This is a genomic window from Curtobacterium uvaldense, from assembly GCF_028307415.1.
In the GTDB taxonomy this organism is placed as follows: domain Bacteria; phylum Actinomycetota; class Actinomycetes; order Actinomycetales; family Microbacteriaceae; genus Curtobacterium.
In genome coordinates, this window is record NZ_JAQMHU010000001.1 from 190,055 (window position 1) to 210,936 (window position 20,882).

19 protein-coding genes and 1 tRNA gene are annotated in these 20,882 nt (G+C 72.4%); 13 read left to right on the forward strand and 7 right to left on the reverse strand.

Features of this window, described 5'->3' with window-relative positions; genetic code table 11:
- Nucleotides 1-20: 20 nt before the first annotated feature.
- Entirely contained in the window at nt 21-1,151 is a 1,131-nt protein-coding gene (locus tag PIJ49_RS00970) for a hypothetical protein (RefSeq protein WP_271825277.1), read from the reverse strand.
- 155 nt (nt 1,152-1,306) lie between these two features.
- Here PIJ49_RS00970 and PIJ49_RS00975 point away from each other — a divergent pair, with 155 nt between their 5' ends.
- The 7 genes from PIJ49_RS00975 to PIJ49_RS01005 all read left to right on the forward strand — a co-directional run bounded on the left by PIJ49_RS00975 (nt 1,307) and on the right by PIJ49_RS01005 (nt 9,220).
- Nucleotides 1,307-2,794 carry a malate:quinone oxidoreductase gene (locus PIJ49_RS00975; protein WP_271825278.1) on the forward strand — a complete coding sequence of 496 codons (1,488 nt, stop codon included), beginning with the start codon at nt 1,307-1,309 and terminating at the stop codon, nt 2,792-2,794.
- 54 nt (nt 2,795-2,848) lie between these two features.
- Nucleotides 2,849-4,111: an Rv2578c family radical SAM protein gene (locus tag PIJ49_RS00980; protein ID WP_271825280.1), complete on the forward strand. Its 1,263-nt coding sequence runs from the start codon at nt 2,849-2,851 to the stop codon at nt 4,109-4,111.
- A 159-nt stretch (nt 4,112-4,270) separates the two neighbouring features.
- Complete coding sequence (locus PIJ49_RS00985) at nt 4,271-5,563, forward strand: sensor histidine kinase (RefSeq protein WP_271825282.1); 1,293 nt, start codon at nt 4,271-4,273, stop codon at nt 5,561-5,563.
- Nucleotides 5,560-6,738, forward strand: a complete 1,179-nt coding sequence (locus tag PIJ49_RS00990) for a hypothetical protein (RefSeq protein ID WP_271825283.1) — start codon at nt 5,560-5,562, stop codon at nt 6,736-6,738. Before PIJ49_RS00985 ends, PIJ49_RS00990 begins: the two co-directional genes overlap by 4 nt.
- A complete protein-coding gene (locus tag PIJ49_RS00995; protein WP_235426346.1) occupies nt 6,725-7,426 on the forward strand; it encodes a response regulator transcription factor in 702 nt (233 codons plus the stop codon). Before PIJ49_RS00990 ends, PIJ49_RS00995 begins: the two co-directional genes overlap by 14 nt.
- Nucleotides 7,426-8,061: a thymidine kinase gene (locus PIJ49_RS01000; protein ID WP_066655166.1), complete on the forward strand. Its 636-nt coding sequence runs from the start codon at nt 7,426-7,428 to the stop codon at nt 8,059-8,061. The genes PIJ49_RS00995 and PIJ49_RS01000 overlap by 1 nt, the downstream gene beginning before the upstream one ends.
- 121 nt (nt 8,062-8,182) lie before the next feature.
- Nucleotides 8,183-9,220 (forward strand): LLM class flavin-dependent oxidoreductase, encoded by a 1,038-nt coding sequence (locus PIJ49_RS01005; protein WP_066655165.1) that lies wholly within the window; start codon nt 8,183-8,185, stop codon nt 9,218-9,220.
- 40 nt (nt 9,221-9,260) lie between these two features.
- Here the strand turns inward: PIJ49_RS01005 and PIJ49_RS01010 are convergent, their stop codons facing one another.
- The 5 genes from PIJ49_RS01010 to PIJ49_RS01030 all read right to left on the reverse strand — a co-directional run bounded on the left by PIJ49_RS01010 (nt 9,261) and on the right by PIJ49_RS01030 (nt 14,753).
- The gene (locus tag PIJ49_RS01010) at nt 9,261-9,881 is read right to left on the reverse strand and encodes a response regulator transcription factor (RefSeq protein ID WP_271825285.1); all 621 of its coding nucleotides are present in this window, start codon (nt 9,879-9,881) and stop codon (nt 9,261-9,263) included.
- Nucleotides 9,878-10,906 (reverse strand): sensor histidine kinase, encoded by a 1,029-nt coding sequence (locus PIJ49_RS01015; RefSeq protein ID WP_251154642.1) that lies wholly within the window; start codon nt 10,904-10,906, stop codon nt 9,878-9,880. Before PIJ49_RS01015 ends, PIJ49_RS01010 begins: the two co-directional genes overlap by 4 nt.
- A gap of 155 nt (nt 10,907-11,061) precedes the next feature.
- A tRNA-Pro gene (locus PIJ49_RS01020) sits at nt 11,062-11,135 on the reverse strand.
- Between the two features lie 103 nt (nt 11,136-11,238).
- A complete protein-coding gene (locus PIJ49_RS01025) occupies nt 11,239-12,195 on the reverse strand; it encodes a metallophosphoesterase (protein WP_271825287.1) in 957 nt (318 codons plus the stop codon).
- Nucleotides 12,192-14,753, reverse strand: coding sequence for a transglycosylase domain-containing protein (locus PIJ49_RS01030; protein ID WP_271825288.1), 2,562 nt, complete (start codon nt 14,751-14,753; stop codon nt 12,192-12,194). Before PIJ49_RS01030 ends, PIJ49_RS01025 begins: the two co-directional genes overlap by 4 nt.
- A 50-nt stretch (nt 14,754-14,803) precedes the next feature.
- Here PIJ49_RS01030 and sp36 point away from each other — a divergent pair, with 50 nt between their 5' ends.
- Both sp36 and PIJ49_RS01040 read left to right on the forward strand, forming a co-directional pair.
- Complete coding sequence (gene sp36, locus PIJ49_RS01035) at nt 14,804-14,962, forward strand: Sp36 family protein (RefSeq protein WP_182046010.1); 159 nt, start codon at nt 14,804-14,806, stop codon at nt 14,960-14,962.
- Nucleotides 14,959-15,420 carry a RidA family protein gene (locus tag PIJ49_RS01040; protein WP_066655154.1) on the forward strand — a complete coding sequence of 154 codons (462 nt, stop codon included), beginning with the start codon at nt 14,959-14,961 and terminating at the stop codon, nt 15,418-15,420. The genes sp36 and PIJ49_RS01040 overlap by 4 nt, the downstream gene beginning before the upstream one ends.
- 74 nt (nt 15,421-15,494) lie before the next feature.
- On the opposite strand, the gene acs is transcribed toward PIJ49_RS01040, so the two are convergent.
- A complete protein-coding gene (gene acs, locus PIJ49_RS01045) occupies nt 15,495-17,447 on the reverse strand; it encodes an acetate--CoA ligase (RefSeq protein WP_271825290.1) in 1,953 nt (650 codons plus the stop codon).
- A gap of 543 nt (nt 17,448-17,990) precedes the next feature.
- On the opposite strand from acs, the gene PIJ49_RS01050 reads away from it, so the two are divergent.
- From PIJ49_RS01050 to PIJ49_RS01065, 4 genes are all read left to right on the forward strand, one after another.
- Nucleotides 17,991-19,049, forward strand: coding sequence for a TadA family conjugal transfer-associated ATPase (locus PIJ49_RS01050; RefSeq protein WP_271825291.1), 1,059 nt, complete (start codon nt 17,991-17,993; stop codon nt 19,047-19,049).
- Complete coding sequence (locus PIJ49_RS01055) at nt 19,046-19,888, forward strand: hypothetical protein (protein ID WP_209685104.1); 843 nt, start codon at nt 19,046-19,048, stop codon at nt 19,886-19,888. Before PIJ49_RS01050 ends, PIJ49_RS01055 begins: the two co-directional genes overlap by 4 nt.
- Nucleotides 19,889-20,067: 179 nt before the next feature.
- On the forward strand, nt 20,068-20,262 hold the full coding sequence (locus PIJ49_RS01060; protein ID WP_066658434.1) for a DUF4244 domain-containing protein: 195 nt from the start codon (nt 20,068-20,070) through the stop codon (nt 20,260-20,262).
- A complete protein-coding gene (locus tag PIJ49_RS01065) occupies nt 20,259-20,600 on the forward strand; it encodes a hypothetical protein (protein ID WP_066655141.1) in 342 nt (113 codons plus the stop codon). Before PIJ49_RS01060 ends, PIJ49_RS01065 begins: the two co-directional genes overlap by 4 nt.
- Nucleotides 20,601-20,882: the final 282 nt, after the last annotated feature.

Consider the following 20,882-nt stretch of genomic DNA (forward strand, 5'->3'; position numbering starts at 1 on the left):
CCCGTCCGTCGTCCCGACCGTCAGGATCGGGACCGAGCGCGACGTCGTCGGTGCAGCAGCGCGCCGGTCCCGGCGGTGAGGAGCGCGAGCGCGACGGCGAGGGGTCCGGTCACCTCGGTGCCGGTCCAGGCGAGGCGCCCCTGCGGCGCGGCGTCGGCGGTCCGGGCGGTCGTCGCCGGTCCTGGCGACGGTCCGTCCGCGCTGGGCTCGCCGGTCTGGTCGGCCTCACCGGGGGTCCCGGTGCCGCCCGTGCCTCCGGCACCGTCCCCCGGGGACGGTGCGTCACCCGGATCGGTGCCCTCGCCGTGCCCGGGGTCGGGGTCGGGGTCCGGACCGTCGCCGGCGCCGGGCCCTGCGGACACGACGACCTCGACGGGGACCGGCGGCGCGAGCTGACCGGCGGGGGTCGAGGCGAACAGTTCGAGGGTGTACGTGCCCTCGGTGAGCGCATCGATCGGCGAGCAGGACCAGTGTCCGGCGTCGTCCGCACCTCGATCGGCGGCATCGGCCTCGCAGACCACCGTCCCGTCGCGGACGACGACGACGTGCGCGCCGGGCGTGGCGGTGCCCGAGAGGCCGGAACCGGGTGCCAGGTCGGTCTGGTCGAGCGTCGGTGCGACGACGGGGCCCTCGGTGACGAGTTCGATGTCGGACCCCGCGGTGCCGAGCGCCAGGAGCGCGCCGTTCGCCTGCAGGCCGAGCTCGAGGCCGTTCGCCGGTGAGGACGGGTCGTCGGCGGTGAACCGGACGACGTGGGGTGCGGGGCTCGTGGTGCGGACCTGGAGACAGCCGGAGGGGACGGCGGCGTCGACCAGCACGGCGAAGGGCAGCCCGGGGCCGTTGAGGGCGGACACGCACATCGACCCGACGACGAGCGGACCGGTGGTGCCGGGCGCGGGGTAGTGCGCGGTGTCGGCGGCGACCGGGCGGGTGTCGAGCACGGGCTGGCCGTCGCGGTCGGCGACGGCGACGAAGCCGGTGGTGCCGACGACGTGGAAGGTGCCCTCCAGCGTCGCAGCGGGTGCAGCCCGTGGCTCGGGCTGCGGCGAGGGGAGCGGGTCGGCCATGGCGGCAGGGCCGAGCAGGAGCGGGGCGATCGCGGCCGCGGGCAGGAGCGGGAGCGCGAGACGGGCGCGCAGGGGGTGGTTCACGGTGGGGCCTCCGGGAGGGGACGGTCGATCGGGACCGTGAAATGGTGCCACATCCGGAATGTCGTACTTCACTAGCAAGTGCGATGGGTACGACCAGCGCCCCGCACCCGGACGATGCCCCCGGGCGACCCAGCGGCAGCGGGTAGGATCGTCGTGTGGCAGTGAAGCAGGTGGACCCGATCGACGTCGTCCTGATCGGGGGAGGGATCATGAGCGCCACGCTCGGCGCCATCATCCACCGCCTCGAACCCACGTGGAAGATCCGCGTGTACGAGCGGCTCGGCTCGGTCGCGCAGGAGTCCTCGAACCCGTGGAACAACGCCGGGACCGGTCACTCCGCGCTGTGCGAGCTGAACTACACGCCGGAGATGCCGGACGGACACGTCGACATCGCCAAGGCCGTGACCGTCAACGAGCAGTTCCAGGTCTCGCGGCAGTTCTGGGCGCACCTGGTCGAGACCGGCGCGCTCCCGCAGCCGTCCAACTTCATCAACCCGACCCCGCACATCTCCTTCGTGTGGGGCGAGGACAACGTCGAGTACATGCGCAAGCGGTACGAGGCGCTCAAGGGCCACCCGCTCTTCGCGGGCATCGAGTACTCGGACGACCCGGCGCAGATCCGCAGGTGGGCGCCCGCGCTCATCCCGGGGCGCAAGAAGGACCAGCCGGTCGCTGCGACGTACTCGGCCGCCGGCTCGGACGTCGACTTCGGTTCGTTGACGCAGCAGCTCTTCGACGAGCTCGAGATCGCCGGTGTCGAGTTCGAGCCGTCGCACCAGGTGCAGAAGATCACGCGGTCGAAGGTCTCCGAGGGGTGGGCGCTCGACGTCCGCAACGAGATCGGTCGGTCGACGCAGCGCATCGCGGCGAAGTTCGTCTTCGTCGGCGCCGGCGGCGGGGCCCTGCGCCTGCTGCAGAAGTCGGGCATCCCGGAGATCCGCGGGTACGGCGGGTTCCCCGTGTCCGGCGAGTTCCTGCGCACCGACGACCCCGAGGTCGTGCAGAAGCACGCGGCGAAGGTGTACGGCAAGGCGAGCGTCGGCGCTCCGCCGATGTCGGTGCCGCACCTCGACACCCGGATCGTCGAGGGCAGGGCGTCGCTGATGTTCGGCCCCTACGCCGGGTTCAGCCCGAAGTTCCTCAAGCAGGGCTCGCTGCTCGACCTGTTCCGGTCGATCCGACCGCACAACCTGCGACCGATGCTGAGCGTGGCGTTCTCGAACTTCGACCTGGTCCGCTACCTGGTCGGGCAGCTCCTGGCGTCGAAGCAGACGAAGTTCGACGCCCTCCGCGACTTCATGCCGACCGCGGAACCGGAGAACTGGCACCGCATCACGGCCGGGCAGCGCGTGCAGGTCATCAAGCCGGACCCGGAGAAGGGCGGGGTGCTGCAGTTCGGCACCGAGGTCATCACCTCGGCCGACGGCTCGATCGCCGGCCTGCTCGGCGCGAGCCCCGGTGCGTCCACCGCGGTGCCGATCATGCTGACGATGCTGCAGCGGTGCTTCCCGGACCGGTGGGAAGCCTGGGCCCCGATGGTGCGGACGATGGTGCCCACGTACGGCAAGGACCTCGGCGCCGACCCGCAGCTCGCCGACGAGACCCTCGAGCACACCGCGAAGGTCCTCGGTCTGCACCACTGAGCCCCGCCGCTCGGGCGACTTGCCCCTGGTTCGAACGTGTGTTCGAATGAGGGCATGCGGTGGAGCGGGCAGTCGATCGGAGCGGAGCGCGGTGACGCCCTGCCGGGGCTCGAGTCGAACAGCGGGTTGGTGCGCAGCGTCACCACGCCGGAGTTCGCCGGGGTCACCTTCCACGAGGTCCTGGCGAAGAGTGCCCTGAACCGTGTGCCGGCTGCCGACCGCAGCGGCACCTACGGGTGGACGATCAACCCGTACCGCGGCTGCAGTCACGCGTGCGTCTACTGCTTCGCGCGGCCCACGCACACGTACCTGGAGTTCGACGGGGGCGCCGACTTCGACCAGCAGATCGTCGTGAAGACCAACGTCGCGGACGTCCTGCGCCGTGAGCTCCGGAAGCCGTCGTGGGACCGGCACCCCGTCGCGCTCGGCACCAACACCGACCCGTACCAGCGTGCCGAGGGGCGCTACCGGTTGATGCCCGGGGTCATCCGCGCGCTGGCTGATTCGGGCACCCCGTTCAGCATCCTGACGAAGGGGACGCTGCTGCGGCGTGACCTGCCCACGTTGGTCGACGCGGCACGGAGCGTCCCGGTCGACCTGGCGATGTCGATCGCCGTGTACGACGACGAGCTGCAGCAGCAGGTCGAGCCCGGGACCCCGACGACCGCCGCCCGGTTGGCGACCGTCCGGGCGATCCGCGACGCGGGGCTCGAGTGCTCGGTGTTCCTCATGCCGGTGCTCCCGTTCATCACGGACACGCGCGCGCACCTCGACGAAGCGATCGGTCGCGCGGCCGAGGCCGGTGCCTCGAGCGTCATGTACTCCGCACTGCACCTGCGTCCTGGCGTGAAGCCGTGGTGGGCGGCCTGGCTGCAGCGGACCCGTCCCGACCTCGTCGCGCGCTACCGCTCGATGTACCTCGACAACACCTACGCGCCCGCGGACTACCGCCGGTGGCTCGCGGACCGGGTGCGTCCGATCCTGGCCGCGCACGGTCTCGGACTCGGCCGGGTGGACCCGGCGACCGGTTCGATGGGGTTCAGCGACCGGCAGGCGCACCTCGTACCCGGCGAGCGGGCCGCGGCGGCGACCGCTCCGCGTGCACCGCGTCCGGGGTCGGGCGACACCGGACCGCGCGCCCTCGTCGGGTCGGTCATCACGAACGCGGGCATCACGAACGGGTACCGCGTCCCGGTGTCGCTCGACGAGCAGTCCCGCCCGACCTCGTCGCCGCTCAAGCGTGCCGACCCCGACTTCGACCGACGCGGTGCCGGGACGACCGTGATCGGAGGCCCGTCCGGACCGACCCTGTTCTGAGGAGCGTCCACCTTCCGCGTTCGGGGGACACCCTGTGTCGGTGATCGGCGGTAGCATCGAGCGGGTCGCCGGATCGTGCTCGTTTCGGGGTACACGACCGGCCCCCGGGACGGTCGCGTCACACGGCGACCGGACGACTCTCGGAAGGACCATCGACCCGTGCTCGGCATCCCCACGCACCTCGCTCCGCGAGTGAACGCGTGGTCGACCGTGCGCGCCTTCCACGCAGCGGCGATCGGATCGGTCGTCGCCGCCGCCGTGACCCTGCTGCTGTACCGACTGGCCGAGCCCGACGTGCGGGTCGCCGGGGCCGTGCTCGCGCTCCTCCCCATGCTCGCGATGATCGGCGTGCACGTGCAGTTCGGCACCTGGCGCTCGGCCGTGGCCTTCCTCGTCACCGGCGGGGTCTGCACGTGGTGGTTCACCACGATCGTGCAGCGCGAGGTGCCCGCCGGCTGGGTGACGAGCTACCTGGTGTCGCTCGCGGTGATCCCGCTCGTGCTCGTGGGCGGGGCCGGTGCGGTCGCGAGTCGCGTCGTCGTCTGGTCGTTCGGCGGGTTCCTGGTCGGTCGGCTCGCGACCGGGATCGCGGTGCTGCAGGCGGACGGGCCGCCCCGACCGCTCCTCCTCGCCTGGGTCACCCTGGGCTTCGTGGTCGCCCTCGTGCTCTTCACCAGCCGGAACACCGCGCGGTCCGAGCGCGTCCAGCCCGAGCTGCTCCGGTCCGCTCGCGAGGAGCACGTGTCCGCCTACCGGGCCGGGGTCGAGGCCGAGGCCGCGGCGATCCTGCACGACACGGTGCTCAACCACCTCGGTGCCATCGCGCTCGCTCCCGACGGCCCCATGGACCCGCAGCTGGCGCGCACGGTCGAAGCCGACGTCGCGATGCTGACCGGGAAGCAGTGGCTCGCGTCGTCCGACCCGACGTCCGAGCCGGACCCGGCCCTCGCCGGTGCCGCGTTCGACGCGATGGTGGACGAGCACCGGGCGGAGGGGCTCGCGGTCGCGGTCACCGGTGATCCGGCTGCCCTGGCGCGGCTCGACCCGTCGGCGGCGACGGCACTGCTCCGGGCCGTCGGGCAGTGCCTGGCGAACGTCCGCAAGCACGCGGGGACCGACGAGGCCGAGGTCAGCGTCTTCGACGACGGCTCGTCGTGCACGGTGATGGTGGTCGACGACGGCCGCGGGTTCGACGAGCAGGAGACCGGCAGCGACCGGATGGGGCTGCGCGGCTCGGTCCGGGAACGCATCGGCCGGGTCGGCGGTGACGTCCAGGTGTGGTCGTCGCCGGGATCCGGGACGAGCGTCATGATGACCGTGCCCTACACGAGCGAGGACGCGGCCCGCGCCGACGGAGCACACACCGGCGGCGTACGGACCGGCGGCGCACGGACCGGCGGCGCGGCGTCGTACGCCGTCACGGGTGAGTCCGACCGCGGAGCCGCCCGGTGAGTCGCGTCGACGCGGTGCGGGCCGCAGTCCGGGGCGCTCGGACCGCACAGCAGTGGGACCCGCTCGGCGCGATGGGTTCCCGCCCCCTCGCCGTCCTGCTCGGTGCGGCCGGCGTGCTGTGGGCGCTGCTCGTGTCGGTGTTCGACCGCGACGTGGTCGGCAGCCCGACGCTCAGCGCCCTCACGGTGCTGCTCCTGGGCGCGTCGGGCGCGGTCGTGATCGCGTCGTCGTCGCCCTTCCGGGCGCCGTTCCCGCGCTGGGCGTACGTGCTCCACGTCGTGCTGCTCGGCGCAGCGTCGGCCGCGAGCGTCGCGGCGCAGTGGGGGCCGGACCGCAACGCGCTCAACGACTTCATGTGCCTGCTCACCGCCACCGGGATCGTGACGGTCGCGCCCTACCGGCCGTGGCGGGACCTGGCGGTCGGCGGGCTCGTCCTGGCAGCGGTCGACGCAGCTGCCTGGGGCACCGCCGCCGCCGTGTTCCCGCACCAGGTACCGGTGTCCGTCGCCGCCTTCCTCGCCGCCGCGCCGACGCTGGTCCTCACCGCGGCGTCCGTCGTGTTCGCGTGGACCTTCGGCGGCCTGGCGGAGCGCGTGCAGATCCGTGCGGGCTCGTACTCGGTGGCGCGTGCCGAGCGGGACGGCATCGCCGCGCGCGTGCAGCAGGACCGCTCCGTGATCCTCGCGCGCGACGTCGCCCCGTTCTTCGCCGAGCTCCGGACGCGTGAGGTGATCACCGACGCCGACCGCGCCCGCGCCCGTTCCATCGCGGACGGCATCCGGCAGGCCATGGTCGCGGACGCCGACCGGACGTGGCTCGAGTACGCGGTCGCCGTCGAGGGCGGGTCCGCCGAGTCGGTGGACGACCCGGACGGCCTCATCGCGACGCTCGACACCGACCAGCGGACCGTGCTCCGGACGTTCCTCCGTGCGGCGCTCGGCGCAGCGACGGTGGACCCCGCGCGGTTCCGTGCCACGGTCCGCCGTTCGCGCGAGCCCGGTGCCCCACCCGACCGCGTCGAGGTCCGCACGGAGCTCGCGGTCGACGACTCGGACGTCGGCATCCACCGCACGTTCGACCCCTACTTCGCGGTGCTCCGCGTGACCTTCCCCGACCTCGACGTCGCCGTCCGACCATCGTCCCTCGCACTAAGGTTCTCCTATGACCAGCACTGACCCGAACCGGACCACGGAGGGCGTGCCACCGCTCCCGCAGCCCGGAACCCGACGCGTGCGGCTGGCGATCCTCGACGACCACGAGGTGCTGCTCGACAGCCTGTCGAGCTGGATCGCCGTGAACGCCTTCGACTTCGACCTCGCCCTCACCGCGCACACGTGGCTCGAGATGGTGCACAGCGAGAACTTCCCGACGGACCTCGTCTTCCTCGACTTCCAGCTCAAGGAGCCGGTGTCGATCGAGGCCCGCGTGCGCACCTGTCGTGCTGCCGGGGCGAAGGTCATCGTGCTCTCGAGCGTCGACAGCCGCGAGTCCCGCGACCGTGCCCTGGCTGCCGGTGCGGCCGCGTTCCTGTCGAAGTCGCTGCCGATGCGCGAGGTCATGGACGTCGCGCGCGAGGTCATGGGTGTCTCGCGGGAGACCCCGGCGCAGCGCGACTGGCGCCCGCTGCCGACCGGCGCGAGCGCGCACCAGCGCCCGAAGCTCAGCGCGGGCGAGGAAGAGGCACTGCGCCTGTACGTGTCCGGCTACTCGACGAACGAGGTCGCCGCGCAGATGAACGTGCAGTACGAGACCGCCAAGACCTACCTCCGCCGCGTCCGCGAGAAGTACAGCAAGGTCGGCCGTCCCGCGTCGAAGAAGTCGGACCTCATCCGTCGTGCCGCCGAGGACGGGTTCCTCGCGTAGTGGCGAAGCTCTACTTCCGGTACGGCGCGATGAACAGCGGCAAGAGCACCGGGCTGCTGCAGGCCGCGTACAACTACGAGGAACGCGGGCAACGCGTGCTGCTGGCGAAGCCGTCGGTGGACACCAAGGGCGACCGTGAGATCGTCTCCAGACTCGGCGTCACACGCTCCGTGGACGTCGTCTTCGCGCCCCACGACGACGTCCGGCACGCGGTCGCCGACGCCGGTGCCACCGACCCCGAGTCGGATCGGCTCGACGGCATGGTGCGTCCGGTGAGCTGCGTGCTCGTCGACGAGGCGCAGTTCCTCACCCCGCGCCAGGTCGACGACCTGCTCCGCGTCGCCGTGCTCGACGAGGTCCCCGTGCTCGCCTACGGCATCCGCACCGACTTCCGCACCGAGGCGTTCCCCGGCAGCGCGCGACTGCTCGAGGTCGCGCACTCGCTCGAGGAGCTCAAGACCATCTGCCGGTGCGGTCGCAAGGCCGTGTTCAACGCGCGCAAGGTCGACGGCCGCTTCGTCTTCGACGGGTCCCAGGTCGCGATCGACGGGGTCGACGTCACCTACGAGTCGCTCTGCGCGAACTGCTACCTCAGCGAGTCGGGCGGGCGGCTCGACGGCGAGCTCGCCCACTGATCCGACCCACGTCCGACAGGTGGGCCACCGCCGGACGGGAGGCACGGTGCGGCGCCGCCACGCGCCTCCAGGCCGGCCCGTGGCGCGGAATGCGCGCACGCCGGCGACGGTTGTCGTCCGCATGAGCGACGCCACCGTGCACCTGTCCGTCCTCGACCTGGCCACCCGCGAGTACGGCCAGTCGAACACCGAGGCCCTGCAGGGGTCGATCGACATGGCCGTGCACGCCGAGCAGCTCGGCTACGAGCGTGTCTGGGTCGCCGAGCACCACGGCATGCCGGGCATCACCTCGTCGGCGCCCGCCGTGCTGCTCAGCGCCGTCGGTGCCGCGACCTCACGCATCCGGATCGGCTCCGGCGGGGTGATGCTCCCGAACCACGCACCGCTCGTGATCGCCGAGCAGTTCGGCACGTTGCGCGCACTGTACGGCGACCGCGTCGACCTCGGCATCGGGCGCGCACCGGGGACCGACGGCGCGACGGCGATGGCGTTGCGCCGCACCGACCGGCTGGACGTCGACGACTTCCCCCAGCAGCTCGCCGACCTGATCGGCTTCTTCACCGGCATGGACGCGTCGAACCCGCTGTCGCGCATCCGTGCGGTCCCGGGCTACGGCGACGTGCCGGAGTTCTGGCTGCTCGGTTCCTCGGGCTACAGCGCGCAGGTCGCCGGCGCGCTCGGGGTGTCGTTCGCCTTCGCGCACCACTTCGCGTCGGACAACACCGAGGCGGCGCTCGCGCTGTACCGCGACTCGTTCCGCCCGTCGCGCTTCCGGCAGACCCCGAACGCCCTCATCGGCGTGCAGGTCGTCACCGACGAGGACCCCGCGATCGTCGAGGAGCAGAGCGCTCCGGGGATGATCTCGTTCATCCGGATGCGACAGGGCGCCAAGCCCGAACCGGTGTCCATGGACGAGGCCCGCGCGTACGAGTTCTCGGACCTCGAGCGCCGGTTCATCGCCGCGCGGACGGAGCGGCAGGCCTACGGCGACCGCGAGCACGTCGCCACGAAGATCAACGAGCTCGTCGCGTCCACCGGTGCCGACGGGGTGATCGTCGCGCCCGGTGCCGCCCAGGCGCGCTACCGGCACCAGGCGCTCGACGTGGTGGCGTCCCTGCAGGCCGAGGGCCGCCTGGTGCCGGCGGGGGCGACGGTCTAGCGGCCGGGCGCCCGCTGCGGGCGTCCAGCCGTGGGAGCCGTCAGGCCAGCAGCCCGAGGCGCGTCGCGGCGGTGATCGCGGCGACGCGCGTCCCGACGTCGAGCTTCCGGTAGACGTTGTAGACGTGCCGCTTCACCGTGCCGACGGCGAGCCCGAGTTCGGTGGCGATCTCGGCGTTGGACCGCGCATCTGCGACGAGACGGAGCACCTCGAGCTCGCGGTCGCTGAGCGGTGACCCGGCGCGGGCGTCGGTGACCAGGTCGACCGGGAACGTCACGGGACCCGCGCCCCTGCGGGTCGCTCGGACGATCCGGTCGACGAGCTCCCGGCTCGGGGTGTCCTTCGTCACGAGGTCCACGGCTCCGGCGTCGAGCAGCGCGCGGCGGAGGACGGCGTCACGGTGCATCGTCAGGACGACGACGCTGATGTGCGGGTGTCGGCGGCGGACGGTGGCGATGGTGGTCCGCGCCGGTGGCCCGTCGAGCTCGACGTCGAGCAGGAGCACGTCGATCGCGGCCGCCTCGGGGGAGTCCAGCACGTCGGACGGGCGCTCCCCGTGCGCGACGACCCGGATCGTCGGGACCGCTGCCAGGATCGTGGCGAGCCCCTCGCGGAAGAGTCGGTGGTCGTCGACGATCGCGACGTGGGTGACGGCGGTCACATGGCTCCCCTCGGGACGGTCAACCGGACGACGGTGCCCGAGCCCGGGGCGCTCTCGACGTCCAGTCGGGCGCCGAGCACACCGGCCCGCTCACGCATGGTGCGCTGCCCGAGGCGGCCCTCGGCGACGGCGTCGGGAGCGAACCCGGGGCCGTCGTCCCGCACCGTCACGACCACCGTCCCCGGCGACCACGCGAACTCGACGGACGCCGCGGACCCGGGCGCGTGCTTCCGCCGGTTGGTCAGCGCTTCGAGGAGGATCGTCAGCGCCTCCTCGGCCTTCCAGTTCGGCAGGGTGCCGGCGACGCCCGTCGTCGTGATCACCAGGCGGTCGTCCCCCGGGAACAGGTCGTCCACGTGCCGCCGCAGGGCGTCGTCCAGCCGGTCCTGGCCGACCCTGGCGTGCAGGGAGAGCGCGAGGTCCTGCACGTCGGTCAGCGCCCCTCGGAGCAGCCGCGCCGCGGACTCGAGCTGCGCGGTCCGCTCCGCCTCCGCTGGATCGGTGAGCAGCACCAGGTCGAGGCGCTGCAGTCCCGCGAGCACCCCGTGTGCGACACGGTCGTGCAGGTCGCGGGCGATCTGCTCCCGCGAGTCGAGGTTCGTCGAGGTCACCCGTTGCCGGAGTGCCTCCGTGTACGCGATCGCCCCTGCGGGGAACCGACTCCAGACGCCCGCGTGCAGTGCCCGGGTGGCGCGGAGGACCTCGTCCGTGGTGCGCGCTCCGACCTCGTCGACGAAGACCGGCAGGTAGGCGTCGAACAGCATCTCGGCCGCCAGCATGGCCCCGGCGGGGTGCTGTGCACGCTCGGCGTGCAGGACGCCGGTCGCGAGGTGCTCGGGGTCGAGGTACCGGTCGCTCACGACACTCGCGGCCCCGTCGCCGGTCGCGTAACGCTCGTGGGCCTCGCTGATCATGGACGTCACGTTGTCCAGGAGGCTCTGTGCGAGGACCGGGTCGTCGGCGAGCTCGGGGAAGTGCGCGCCGATCTCCGCGAGGACGGTGGCGAGCGGGGCGGGGATCGTCATGACGGTTGCGAGCGTAGCGGCCCCGGTCTCGTCGACGTGCTCGACGGCCGAGCGTTGTGTCGTCGGACACAGGCGGGGAGGAGCGTCCCGGGAAAGCAACAGGGCCCCGATCCGAGTGGATCAGGGCCCTGCTGTTCTACTGTCTCAACACAGTGTCGGGGTGACAGGATTTGAACCTGCGACCTCCTCGTCCCGAACGAGGCGCGCTACCAAGCTGCGCCACACCCCGCGGTGTGGTTGCTCCGAACCGGAGCGACCAGGAAAGTCTACCGGACGTTCGAGGGTGCTCACGACCATTCGCGGTACACCCGGGCGCGTCGCGGCCGCTCGGGTCAGGAGGTCTTCGCGGTGAGGGTCACGACCACGGCCTCGGGGCGGCAGGAGAACCGCACCGGAGCGTAGATCGACGTGCCGATGCCCGCCGAGACCTCGAGCCACGACCAGTGCCCACGGTGCTGCCACCGGTGCAGACCGCTGACGTACTGCCGGGGCAGGTCGGAGTTCGTGACGAGTGCACCGACCCCGGGCACCTGCACCTGACCACCGTGCGTGTGCCCGGCGAAGACGATGTCCGCACCCTGGTCGACGAAGGCGTCGAGGACGCGCCGGTACGGGGCGTGGGTGACGCCGATCGCGACGGGGGAGGGGCCGTCCTCGTCCTCGGTCCACGGCACGGCGCTGCGCATCTCGTCGACGTTGGTCGGCAGCAGGTCGAGGCGGTCCCAGTCGCGGTGGGCGTCCGAGGTGCCGAACAGTTCGAAGCGCGACCCGCGGAGCTCGATCGCGTGGGCCTGGTCGTTGACGTCGAGCCACCCGAGCGACTCGAAGAACGCGGTCTGCCGGTCGATGTCGAGCTCGACCGGACGGCGACCGGTGGGGTGGCTGCTCGGGCCGCTGAAGTACTTGAACGGGTTCCGTGGGGAGGGGCCGTAGAAGTCGTTCGAGCCGTGCGCGAAGGCGCCCGGGACACCGCGGAACGGTTCGAGTGCGTACTCGACCGCGGTGTTGGCCGTGGGGTGCCCGAGGTTGTCGCCCGTGTTCACGACGAAGTCCGGCTCGACCAGGCTCAGGTCGCGGAGCCACTGCTGCTTGTCGGCCTGCCAGGGCGCCATGTGGATGTCGGAGAGGTGCAGGACGGTGACGTCCCGGGACCCCGGCGGCAGCACCGGGACCGTCTCCCAGCGGATGCCGAAGCGGCGACGTTCGACGAGGGAACCCCACGCCGCCGTCGCCGCTCCGACGGCCGCGCCCGCTGCGATCACTCCCAGCGCGGCGCGACCGCGACTCACTTGCAGTCCTTCGGTGCCTTGCCGTCCTTGTTGCCGAACAGCTGCAGGGTGACGGTCGCGTCCTTCCCGACCGCGGTGCCCTCGCCCGGGTCGACCGCCGCGACGGTGCACTTGTTGCCGTCGTCGCCCTTCGCGTACTCGCCGGACAGGGCGACCTTCGTGAAGCCGGACTCCTGCAGGACGTTGCGGGCATCCCCGACGCTCTTGCCGGTGACCTGGGGCACCGTCGTCTGGCTGCCGTCGGTCGTGTACACGGTCACGCTGGACCCGGTCGACAGGAGCGACCCCGGACCCGGAGAGGTGGACGAGACCGTGCCCGGCGTGCCACCGCCCGGCTGCGCACCGCCGTCCACGTAGGTGAACCCGGCGCCGGCGAGCGTCGCGCGGGCCGCGTCCGCGGTCTTGCCACGGACGTCCGGCACGTTGACGCTGTTCCCACGCAGCGCGGTCTGCGACGGCGTCGGGAACGGGTCGGCCGGGTGCAGCTGGTTGATCGGGATCATCGCCTGCTGCCACACGTGCGCACGCTGCGACGCGTAGGAGCCATACCCCGCGGTGTTGTAGTAGTGGCGCAGGTTGTTCTTCGCGCCGTCGGTGTTGCCCTGCCAGTAGGCGGTCGCGACCTTCGAGCTCGCGCCGACGAGCCAGATCTGGTCGGCGTCGTCGGTGGTACCCGTCTTCGCGAACAGCTGCGTGCCGTCCGGGGTCTGGGCGCCCTGGGCGGTGCCGTACTGGATCGTGCCACGCATCGCGAACGCAGCGGTCGCGGCGACGCTCGGGTCGAGTACCTGCTTGCACTGCTTCGGCTGGCCGCCGAGCTCCTTGCCGGAGGCGTCGGTGACCTGGTCGATCGCGATCGGTGCGCAGTAGGTCCCGCCGTTGGCGATGGTCGCGTAGGCCGAAGCCATCGTCAGCGGGGCGATGGTGTTGGTCCCGAGGATGGACGACGGGTACGCGTTCAGCTCCGTCTTCTCGTCGGCGGAGTGCACACCGAGGTCCTGGGCCGTCTGCCGGATGTCGCACAGGTCGAGCTTCGCGGCCATCGACGCGAACGCGGCGTTCACGGACAGGGCGGTCGCACGGGCGACGGTGAACTGGCCCCGCTCACCCGCCGAGTCGTTCTTCGGAGCCCACGGGGACGTGATCGTCGAGCCGCACTGCGTCCACTGGGACGTGTTGTGCGGGGTGCCGTTGACGCTCTCGTTCAGGCCGTGCCCGGCCTTGAGCCAGTCGAGCAGCGTGAACACCTTGTAGGTCGAACCGACCTGGAAGCCGATCGAGCCGCCGTACTCCTTGTCGACGCTGTAGTTGATCGACGTCGCCGTCGGCGGGGACTGCAGGGACTGGTCGTAGTCCTTGTTCTGCGCCATCGTGAGGATGCGGCCCGTCGATGCCTCGACCGAGTTGAGCGCGCTGCCGAGCTGCAACCGCGACTCGGTGTTCGGGTCGTAGGTGTTCAGCAGGTCCTTCTGCTGCCCGTTCAGGTTGATGTCGAGCGACGTCTGGATCTTGTACCCGCCGTTGCGCCACGCCTGGTCGCGCTCCTTCTGGGTCCCGCCCAGCTGCGACATCTGCTTGACGACCTTGACCGCGTAGTCGCAGAAGAACTGCGCGCCGTTGCCGGCCGCCGACTGGCAGCCCTGGTTCGGCTCGGTCAGGTGCACGTAGTCCGCGGGGTTCGAGGCGATCGCCTGGTCGAACTCGTCCTTGGTCAGGTGCTTCTGCGCGTACATCGACTTGAGGATGACGTCGCGGCGAGCCTTGTTCGCCTCGTAGTTCTTCTCGTTCGCCAGGTTGCGCGTGTTCGGGGACTGCACGATCGCGAGGATCGAGGCCGCCTCGGCCGGCGTGAGGTCGGTCGCCGACTTGTTGAAGTAGTGCTGTGCGGCGGCCTGCACGCCGTACGTCTGGTCGCCGAAGTAGGCGATGTTGAGGTACCCGGTCAGGATCTCCTTGTGCGAGTACTTCTTCGCCAGACCGATGGCGAGCTTCATCTCCTCGAGCTTGCGGGGGATGGTCTGCTCGACGGCGTCGTTGTACGCCTTCTGGCGCTCTTCCTCGGACGGGAGCTCGAGGGCCTGCTGCATCTTGATGTTGCGGACGAGCTGCATCGTCAGGGTCGAGCCACCGCCGGACTCGCCGAGGCCGCCGGCGATGCTGCCGACGCCGGCGCGGACGAGCGAGGTCATGTCGACGCCACCGTGGTCCCAGAAGCGCTTGTCCTCGCCGTCGATCGCGGCGTTCTTCAGCTGGTCGCTGATCTGGTCGTACTTGAGCTCCTCGCGGTTCTGGTCGTAGACCGTCGCGAGCTTGACCGGTTGCCCGTTCGCGTAGGCGTAGATCTCGTTGCGCTGCGGGAGGTCACCGATCTCGATGTACTCCGGCAGGGACTCGAACACGCCGATGGTCGAGGTCGTCGTGACGCCGGCGACGGCGATCGCCGGGGTGACCCCGATCGTGACCAGCAGACCAGCGAGCGCACTGAAACCGACGAAACCGACGAAGGCGCCGATCGCGGAGACGGGCTTGGTCCGCGAGGCAGACTTCTGGGCAGACATAGGATGCAGCCTAAACGACGCCCACGACTGAAAGGCTGGCAAGGAACCGCATGACTCAGTGGGAGTACTTCACCGCTCCGTTGTTCATCCACAACACGGCCGCGATCCTCAACAACTTCGGTTCCGAGGGGTGGGAGCTGGTCCAGGTCGTCAGCGGCCCCGAGGGCGGGCTCGTCGCCTACCTGAAGCGCCCGAAGGCCGACGCGTGAGCACCGCCGACCGCCTCGCGGAGCTCGGTCTGACGATCCCGGAGGTGGCTGCGCCCGTCGCCGCCTACGTGCCGGCCGTCCTCACCGGGCAGTACGTGTACACGGCCGGGCAGCTGCCCTTCGTCGACGGGGCGTTGTCGGTCACGGGCAAGGTCGGTGCCGCGGTCGACGCGGACACCGCCACCGCCCAGGCGCGCGTGGCCGCGCTCAACGCCCTCGCCGCAGTGCAGTCGGTCGCGGGCTCGCTGGACCGGGTCGCCCGGGTCGTCAAGGTGACGGTGTTCGTCGCGTCGGACCCGTCCTTCACCGGGCAGCCCGCGGTCGCCAACGGCGCGTCGACGCTCGTCGGCGAGGTGTTCGGGGACGCCGGCGTCCACGCGCGCAGCGCGGTGGGCGTGGCCGTGCTCCCGCTGGACGCACCGGTCGAGGTCGAGCTGGTGGTGGAGCTCACCGACTGACCGACCGTCGGCGACGCAGCTGACGCGAGCCGCGCCTCCAGACCGGTCGGGAGGCGCTGCTCGCGTCGTTCCGGCTACATGAGCTCTGCGATGGTCGCCATGATCGTCGGGTCGGCGAGCGTCGTCGTGTCGCCGATGCGACGGCCCTCGGCCGCGTCGCGCAGCAGGCGACGCATGATCTTGCCCGAGCGGGTCTTCGGCAGCTCCGGGACCACGACGACCTGCCGGGGCTTCGCGATCGCACCGATGCGCTTGCCGACCCAGTCGCGGAGTTCCTTCGCGACCGCGTCGCGGTCGGCACCCTCGGCCGCCTCGGCGGTCAGGATGACGAACGCGACGACGGCCTGGCCGGTCGTCTCGTCCGCGGCACCGACGACGGCGGCCTCGGCGACGCCCTCGTGCCCGACCAGGGCCGACTCGATCTCGGCGGTGGAGAGCCGGTGGCCGGAGACGTTCATGACGTCGTCGACGCGACCCTGCACCCAGATGTCGCCCTGCCCGTCCAGCCGCGCGCCGTCGCCGGCGAAGTAGCGGCCGGGGAAGCGGCTCCAGTAGGTCTCGACGAAGCGGTCGGGATCGTTCCAGATGCCACGGGCCATCGACGGCCACGGCTCCGTGATCGTCAGGTAGCCGCTCTCGCCGGGGTCGGCGCGGTGGCCCTCCTCGTCGATGATCTCGGCGACGATGCCCGGCAGCGGGGTCTGTGCGGCTCCGGGCTTCAGCTTCGTCACGCCGGGCAGCGCCGAGATCATGATCGCGCCGGTCTCGGTCTGCCACCAGGTGTCGACGATCGGCGTCCGGTCGTGGCCGATGACCTGCCGGTACCACTGCCACGCCTCGGGGTTGATCGGCTCGCCGACGCTGCCGAGCAGGCGGAGGGACTCGAGGCTCCGCGCCTCGGGGATCTGCCGGCCGGCCTTCATCGCGGCGCGCACGGCGGTCGGCGCGGTGTAGAGGACGGTGACGCCGTAGCTGTCGACGATGTCCCACCAGCGGCCGGGCTGCGGCTCGTCCGGGGTGCCCTCGTAGAGCACCTGCGTGACGCCGTTCGCGAGCGGGCCGTAGACGACGTAGGAGTGCCCGGTGATCCAGCCGATGTCGGCGGTGCACCAGTAGACGTCCTTCTCCGGGTGCATGTCGAAGACGTTCCGGTGCGTGTAGGCGGCCTGTGTCAGGTAGCCGCCGGAGGTGTGCACGATCCCCTTCGGCTTCCCGGTGGTGCCCGAGGTGTAGAGGACGAACAGGGGCGTCTCGGCGGGGAACGCCCGCGCCTCGTGCTCGGGGGCTGCCTTCGCGAGCTCGTCGTGCCACCACAGGTCGCGGTCGTTCCAGGCGATGTCGTTGCCGCCGCGCCTGACCACGAGCACGTGCTCGACGGAGTCGGTGCCCTCGCCGGCCAGTGCCTCGTCCACCGCGGGCTTCAGCGGGGAGACCGCGCCGCGCCGCCAGCCCCCGTCGGCGGTGACGACGAGCTTCGCGCCGGCGTCCTCGATGCGGGCGCGCAGGCTCTCGGCGCTGAAGCCGCCGAAGACGACCGAGTGGACGGCGCCGATCCGGGCGACGGCGAGCATCGTGACGACCGCCTCCGGGATCAGCGGCATGTAGACGACCACGCGGTCGCCCTGCGCGACGCCGAGGTCGGTGAGCATGTTCGCGGCGCGTTGCACCTCGGCGGTGAGTTCCGCGTAGGTGATCCGGCGCGTGTCGCCGGGTGCACCCTCGAAGTGGATCGCGACCCGGTCGCCGTTGCCCGCGCGGACGTGCCGGTCGAGACAGTTCTCGGCCACGTTGAGGGTGCCGTCGTCGAACCACTTCGCGAACGGCGCGCCCGACCAGTCGAGTGTCCGGGTGAACGGTGTGCGCCAGTCGAGCAGGGTCCGGGCCTGGTCCGCCCAGAACGCCTCGCGGTCAGCGGCGGCCGCCTCGTGCAGGTCCTCCCGCGCGACGGCGTCCGCGACGAAGTCCGCCGGCGGAGCGAAGGTCGGGCCGTCCTCGTGGCGTTCGTCGGCCTGGGTCGGTGTGGACATCGGTGTCCTCTCGCATCGTTGCGGCTGGGGTGCAGTCGGAGACTACCCCCGGTGCGGGACCGTGCTGCGGGGCCCCGCGGACATTCCGGCCGAGGGGTTGCCGAGCACGGGTCGTCATGGGGTACAGTGGTTCCTGCCGGACTCGTTTCCGGTGGCACCGGGCCGGATTCCCCCCAATCCACCGATGTCAAGGCGGCACCGGTTCCCCCCAACAGGTGCCGCCTCTTCTTTTTCCCCGACGCCTGTTGCGCAGCGTGTCCGGGTGGCACGGCTCGATCGGCGTCCTGGTGCCGAAGAGTGGACAGACTTGTCCACGTCCTCGTTGCAGGGCCGCTCGCGACGGCGTCCGCTCGGAGGGTGCCCGGGCGACCGGCCGCCCGGCCCGGTGCCGTCGGTTCCGCACGGTCGCCTGCGGACACCGAACGGGGTACGGCTTTGCGTAACGGGGTACAACACGGCACCTCGAGGGTGTCGAGCGGGAGCCGTCCACACGACATACCGATTCCTGCCGTGGCCGCCGCCGACCGACCTAGCGTCGACCGCATGCACCGCCACCGAGCCGACGCCCCCGGGGCCGATCACGACGCCACCGGTCCCGGCGCCCCTGCTGAGCCGGGCGGCGTGCCGTTCCTGCCGGGCGCCGCGCGTGCTCGGCGTCGCAGGGCCCTCGATCCGTCGGTGTTCGAGGAGCTCGCGGCCCTGGTCGCTGACGCGGAGACGACCGACGTGCTCGTCGTCGGCGGGCAGGGCACCTGGATCGACCGGGGTCGCGGCCTCGAACGCGTCCGCCCCGAGCTCCCGGAGCGGCGTGCGCGAGCGCTCGCCGCCGAGCTCGTCGCCCTCGGCGGCCGTCACGTCGACGAGACCACGCCGTGCGCCGACGTGCGGCACGGCGACGGGGTGCGCGTGCACGTCGTCCTCGCGCCGGTGTCCGTCGGCGGCACCGCGCTGTCCGTCCGGCTGCCGAGACCGGAGCGCCCGACGCTCGCCGGCCTGGAACGTCTCGGTGCCTTCCGTGTCGTCCCCCGGGCCGTGCTCGAGGACGCGGTCGCCCGGAGGCGCAACGTCCTGGTCACGGGTGCCACCGGCAGCGGGAAGACGACCGTGCTCGCGGCGATGCTCGGCGCGGTGCCGCACGACGAGCGGATCGTCACGGTCGAGGACACCGCGGAGCTCCGGGTCGAGCACCCGCACGTCGTCACGCTCGAGGCGAGACAGGCGACCGCCGAGGGCACCGGTGCGCTCGGGCTCGACCGGCTCGTGCGCGAGGCACTCCGGATGCGCCCGGACCGGTTGGTGGTGGGGGAGTGCCGGGGTGCCGAGGTCCGTGAGCTCCTCGGGGCCCTGAACACCGGGCACGACGGCGGGGCCGGCACCCTGCACGCGAACGGTCTGGCCGACGTCGGAGCGCGGCTCGAGGCCCTCGGGGCACTGGCCGGTCTCGGCCCGCAGGCACTCGCGCGACAGGTCGTCAGCGCGGTCGACCTCGTCGTGCACGTCGAGCGGCGGTCGTCGTGGCGGGGGATCACGGCGGTCGGGACGTGCGGGATCGACCGCGACGGGCGGCTCGAGGTCCGCCCGGTCGGACGCGCCGGCCCGTGAGTCGCCGCCACGGTCGGGTCGGTCCGGACGCAGCTGGAGCCGCGCGCGTGCTGGACCGGGTCGCGGTGCTCGTCGGTGCGGGGGTGCCACCACCGCGGGCCTGGGCCCTCCTGGGTGGCGTGCCCGAGGCCGACGCTCCCGCCTGGCAGGACGTCCGCCTCGTCCTGCAGGTGGCGGAGCGGACCGGGGCGCCCTCTGCCGGTGCCCTGCGCGCCCTCGCCGCGGCGATGCGCCGGACAGCCGCGTCCGACCGTGCCGTCCGGGTCGCCCTGTCGGGACCGCGCACGAGTGCTCGGGTCGTGCTGGCGCTGCCGCTCCTCGGGCTCGGACTCGGTTCGGTGTGGGGCGCGGACGCGTTCGTCGTGCTCCTCACCCGGCCGGTCGGGTGGATCTGCTGCGCAGCGGCGGCAGGACTCGTGCTCGTCGGGCAGCGCTGGACCCGACGGCTGGTCGACGCCGTGACGCCGGACGGGCACGTGCCGGGCGTCCTGCTCGACGCGTGGGCGGTGGCGCTGACCGGTGGTGGGTCGTGGCAGTCGGCGGAAGCAGCCGTGCGCGGAGCCCTCGGAGCAACCGCCGGTGACGGGGTCGAGGCGGCGCGGCTGCACGAGGTGCTGGTCCTGAGTCGTCGCGCCGGGGTGCCCGCCGCGGAGCTGCTGCGCGCCGCTGCCGAGGACGCCCGGGACGACGCCGCTGCGGCGGGCCTCGCTGCGGCGGAGCGACTGGCCGTCCGGCTCGTGCTGCCGCTCGGCGTGTGCGTCCTGCCGGCGTTCGTCCTGGTGGGCGTCGTGCCGGTCGTGGTCGGGGTCCTCTCCTCCACCGTCGGTGGTCTCCGCTGAACCGTCCACAGACCGACCCGCCGAGCGTCGGACGGTGCCCCCGGTGGGCGAACGTGGGACCACCACAGAGAGAGGGGAACACCATGACCGACTCGACACCTCCGCAGCCGACACGGGTCCCGGCGCCGGTGCCGTCACCGGGAGACACGGCGGGCGTCGCCCGAGGGTGGGCCGCGAGCGTGCACGTCCCCGCTCGTCCCGGTGCCGGACGTCGTCGGTGCCGCCCCGGGGACGACCGCGGGTCGGCCACCGCCGAGTACGCCGTCGTCATCCTCGCCGCGGTGGCGTTCGCCGGTGTGCTCGTCGCCGTGATGCGCTCGGGCGAGGTCCAGCAGATCCTGACCGACCTCGTCCGCGGGGCACTGGTCCCGTGACCGGGCTCCGTCCGTCCGCGTCCGACCGCGGCAGTGTGACCGTGGAGTTCGCCGTCGGGCTCCCGGTCGTCGCCCTCGTCCTGGTCTCCCTGGTCGCCGGCGTGGTCCTGGTCGACCGTGCCGGGCGGCTCGGGTCGGTCGCCGGCACGGCGGCACGGGCGCTCGGGCGCGACGACGAGCGGACGGCCGCCGCGGCACTCGCCACCGTGCCCGGTTCCACCTCACGGGTCCGCCACGAGGACGGTCTGGTGTGCGTGGACGTGCAGGGGACCCCGGCCGGTCCCTTCGCGGTCCTGCCGCTCCGCGCGACCGGCTGCGCGGCAGGAGGGGGCGGATGACGCGGCCGTCGGGACCCGACCGGCGCGTGCGGCCGACCGGGACCGTCGCGGTCCGCAGGGCACCGGACCGCGGTTCGGTGACCGTCGCCCTCGTCGCCGTGCTGGCGCTCGCGCTGCTCGTCGGCTCCGCGGCGCTCGCCGGTGCTCGGACGCGCGTGCTGCTCGAACGGACGCGCACCGCCGCCGACGCCGCAGTGCTCGCCGCCGCTGCGGTGCTCGTGCACCGTCTTCCCGGCGCCCCCTGCGCCGTCGCCGGACGCGTGGCACGCGCCAACGGTGCCG

Bases quoted from the DNA above. Each gene is read 5' to 3' on its own strand.
- PIJ49_RS01005 (WP_066655165.1), top strand. From the start codon at position 8,183: ATGAGCGACGCCACCGTGCACCTGTCCGTCCTCGACCTGGCCACCCGC.
- PIJ49_RS00995 (WP_235426346.1), top strand. From the start codon at position 6,725: ATGACCAGCACTGACCCGAACCGGACCACGGAGGGCGTGCCACCGCTC.
- PIJ49_RS01030 (WP_271825288.1), bottom strand. From the start codon at position 14,753: ATGTCTGCCCAGAAGTCTGCCTCGCGGACCAAGCCCGTCTCCGCGATC.
- PIJ49_RS01015 (WP_251154642.1), bottom strand. From the start codon at position 10,906: ATGACGATCCCCGCCCCGCTCGCCACCGTCCTCGCGGAGATCGGCGCG.
- PIJ49_RS01050 (WP_271825291.1), top strand. From the start codon at position 17,991: ATGCACCGCCACCGAGCCGACGCCCCCGGGGCCGATCACGACGCCACC.
- PIJ49_RS00980 (WP_271825280.1), top strand. From the start codon at position 2,849: ATGCGGTGGAGCGGGCAGTCGATCGGAGCGGAGCGCGGTGACGCCCTG.
- sp36 (WP_182046010.1), top strand. From the start codon at position 14,804: ATGACTCAGTGGGAGTACTTCACCGCTCCGTTGTTCATCCACAACACG.
- acs (WP_271825290.1), bottom strand. From the start codon at position 17,447: ATGTCCACACCGACCCAGGCCGACGAACGCCACGAGGACGGCCCGACC.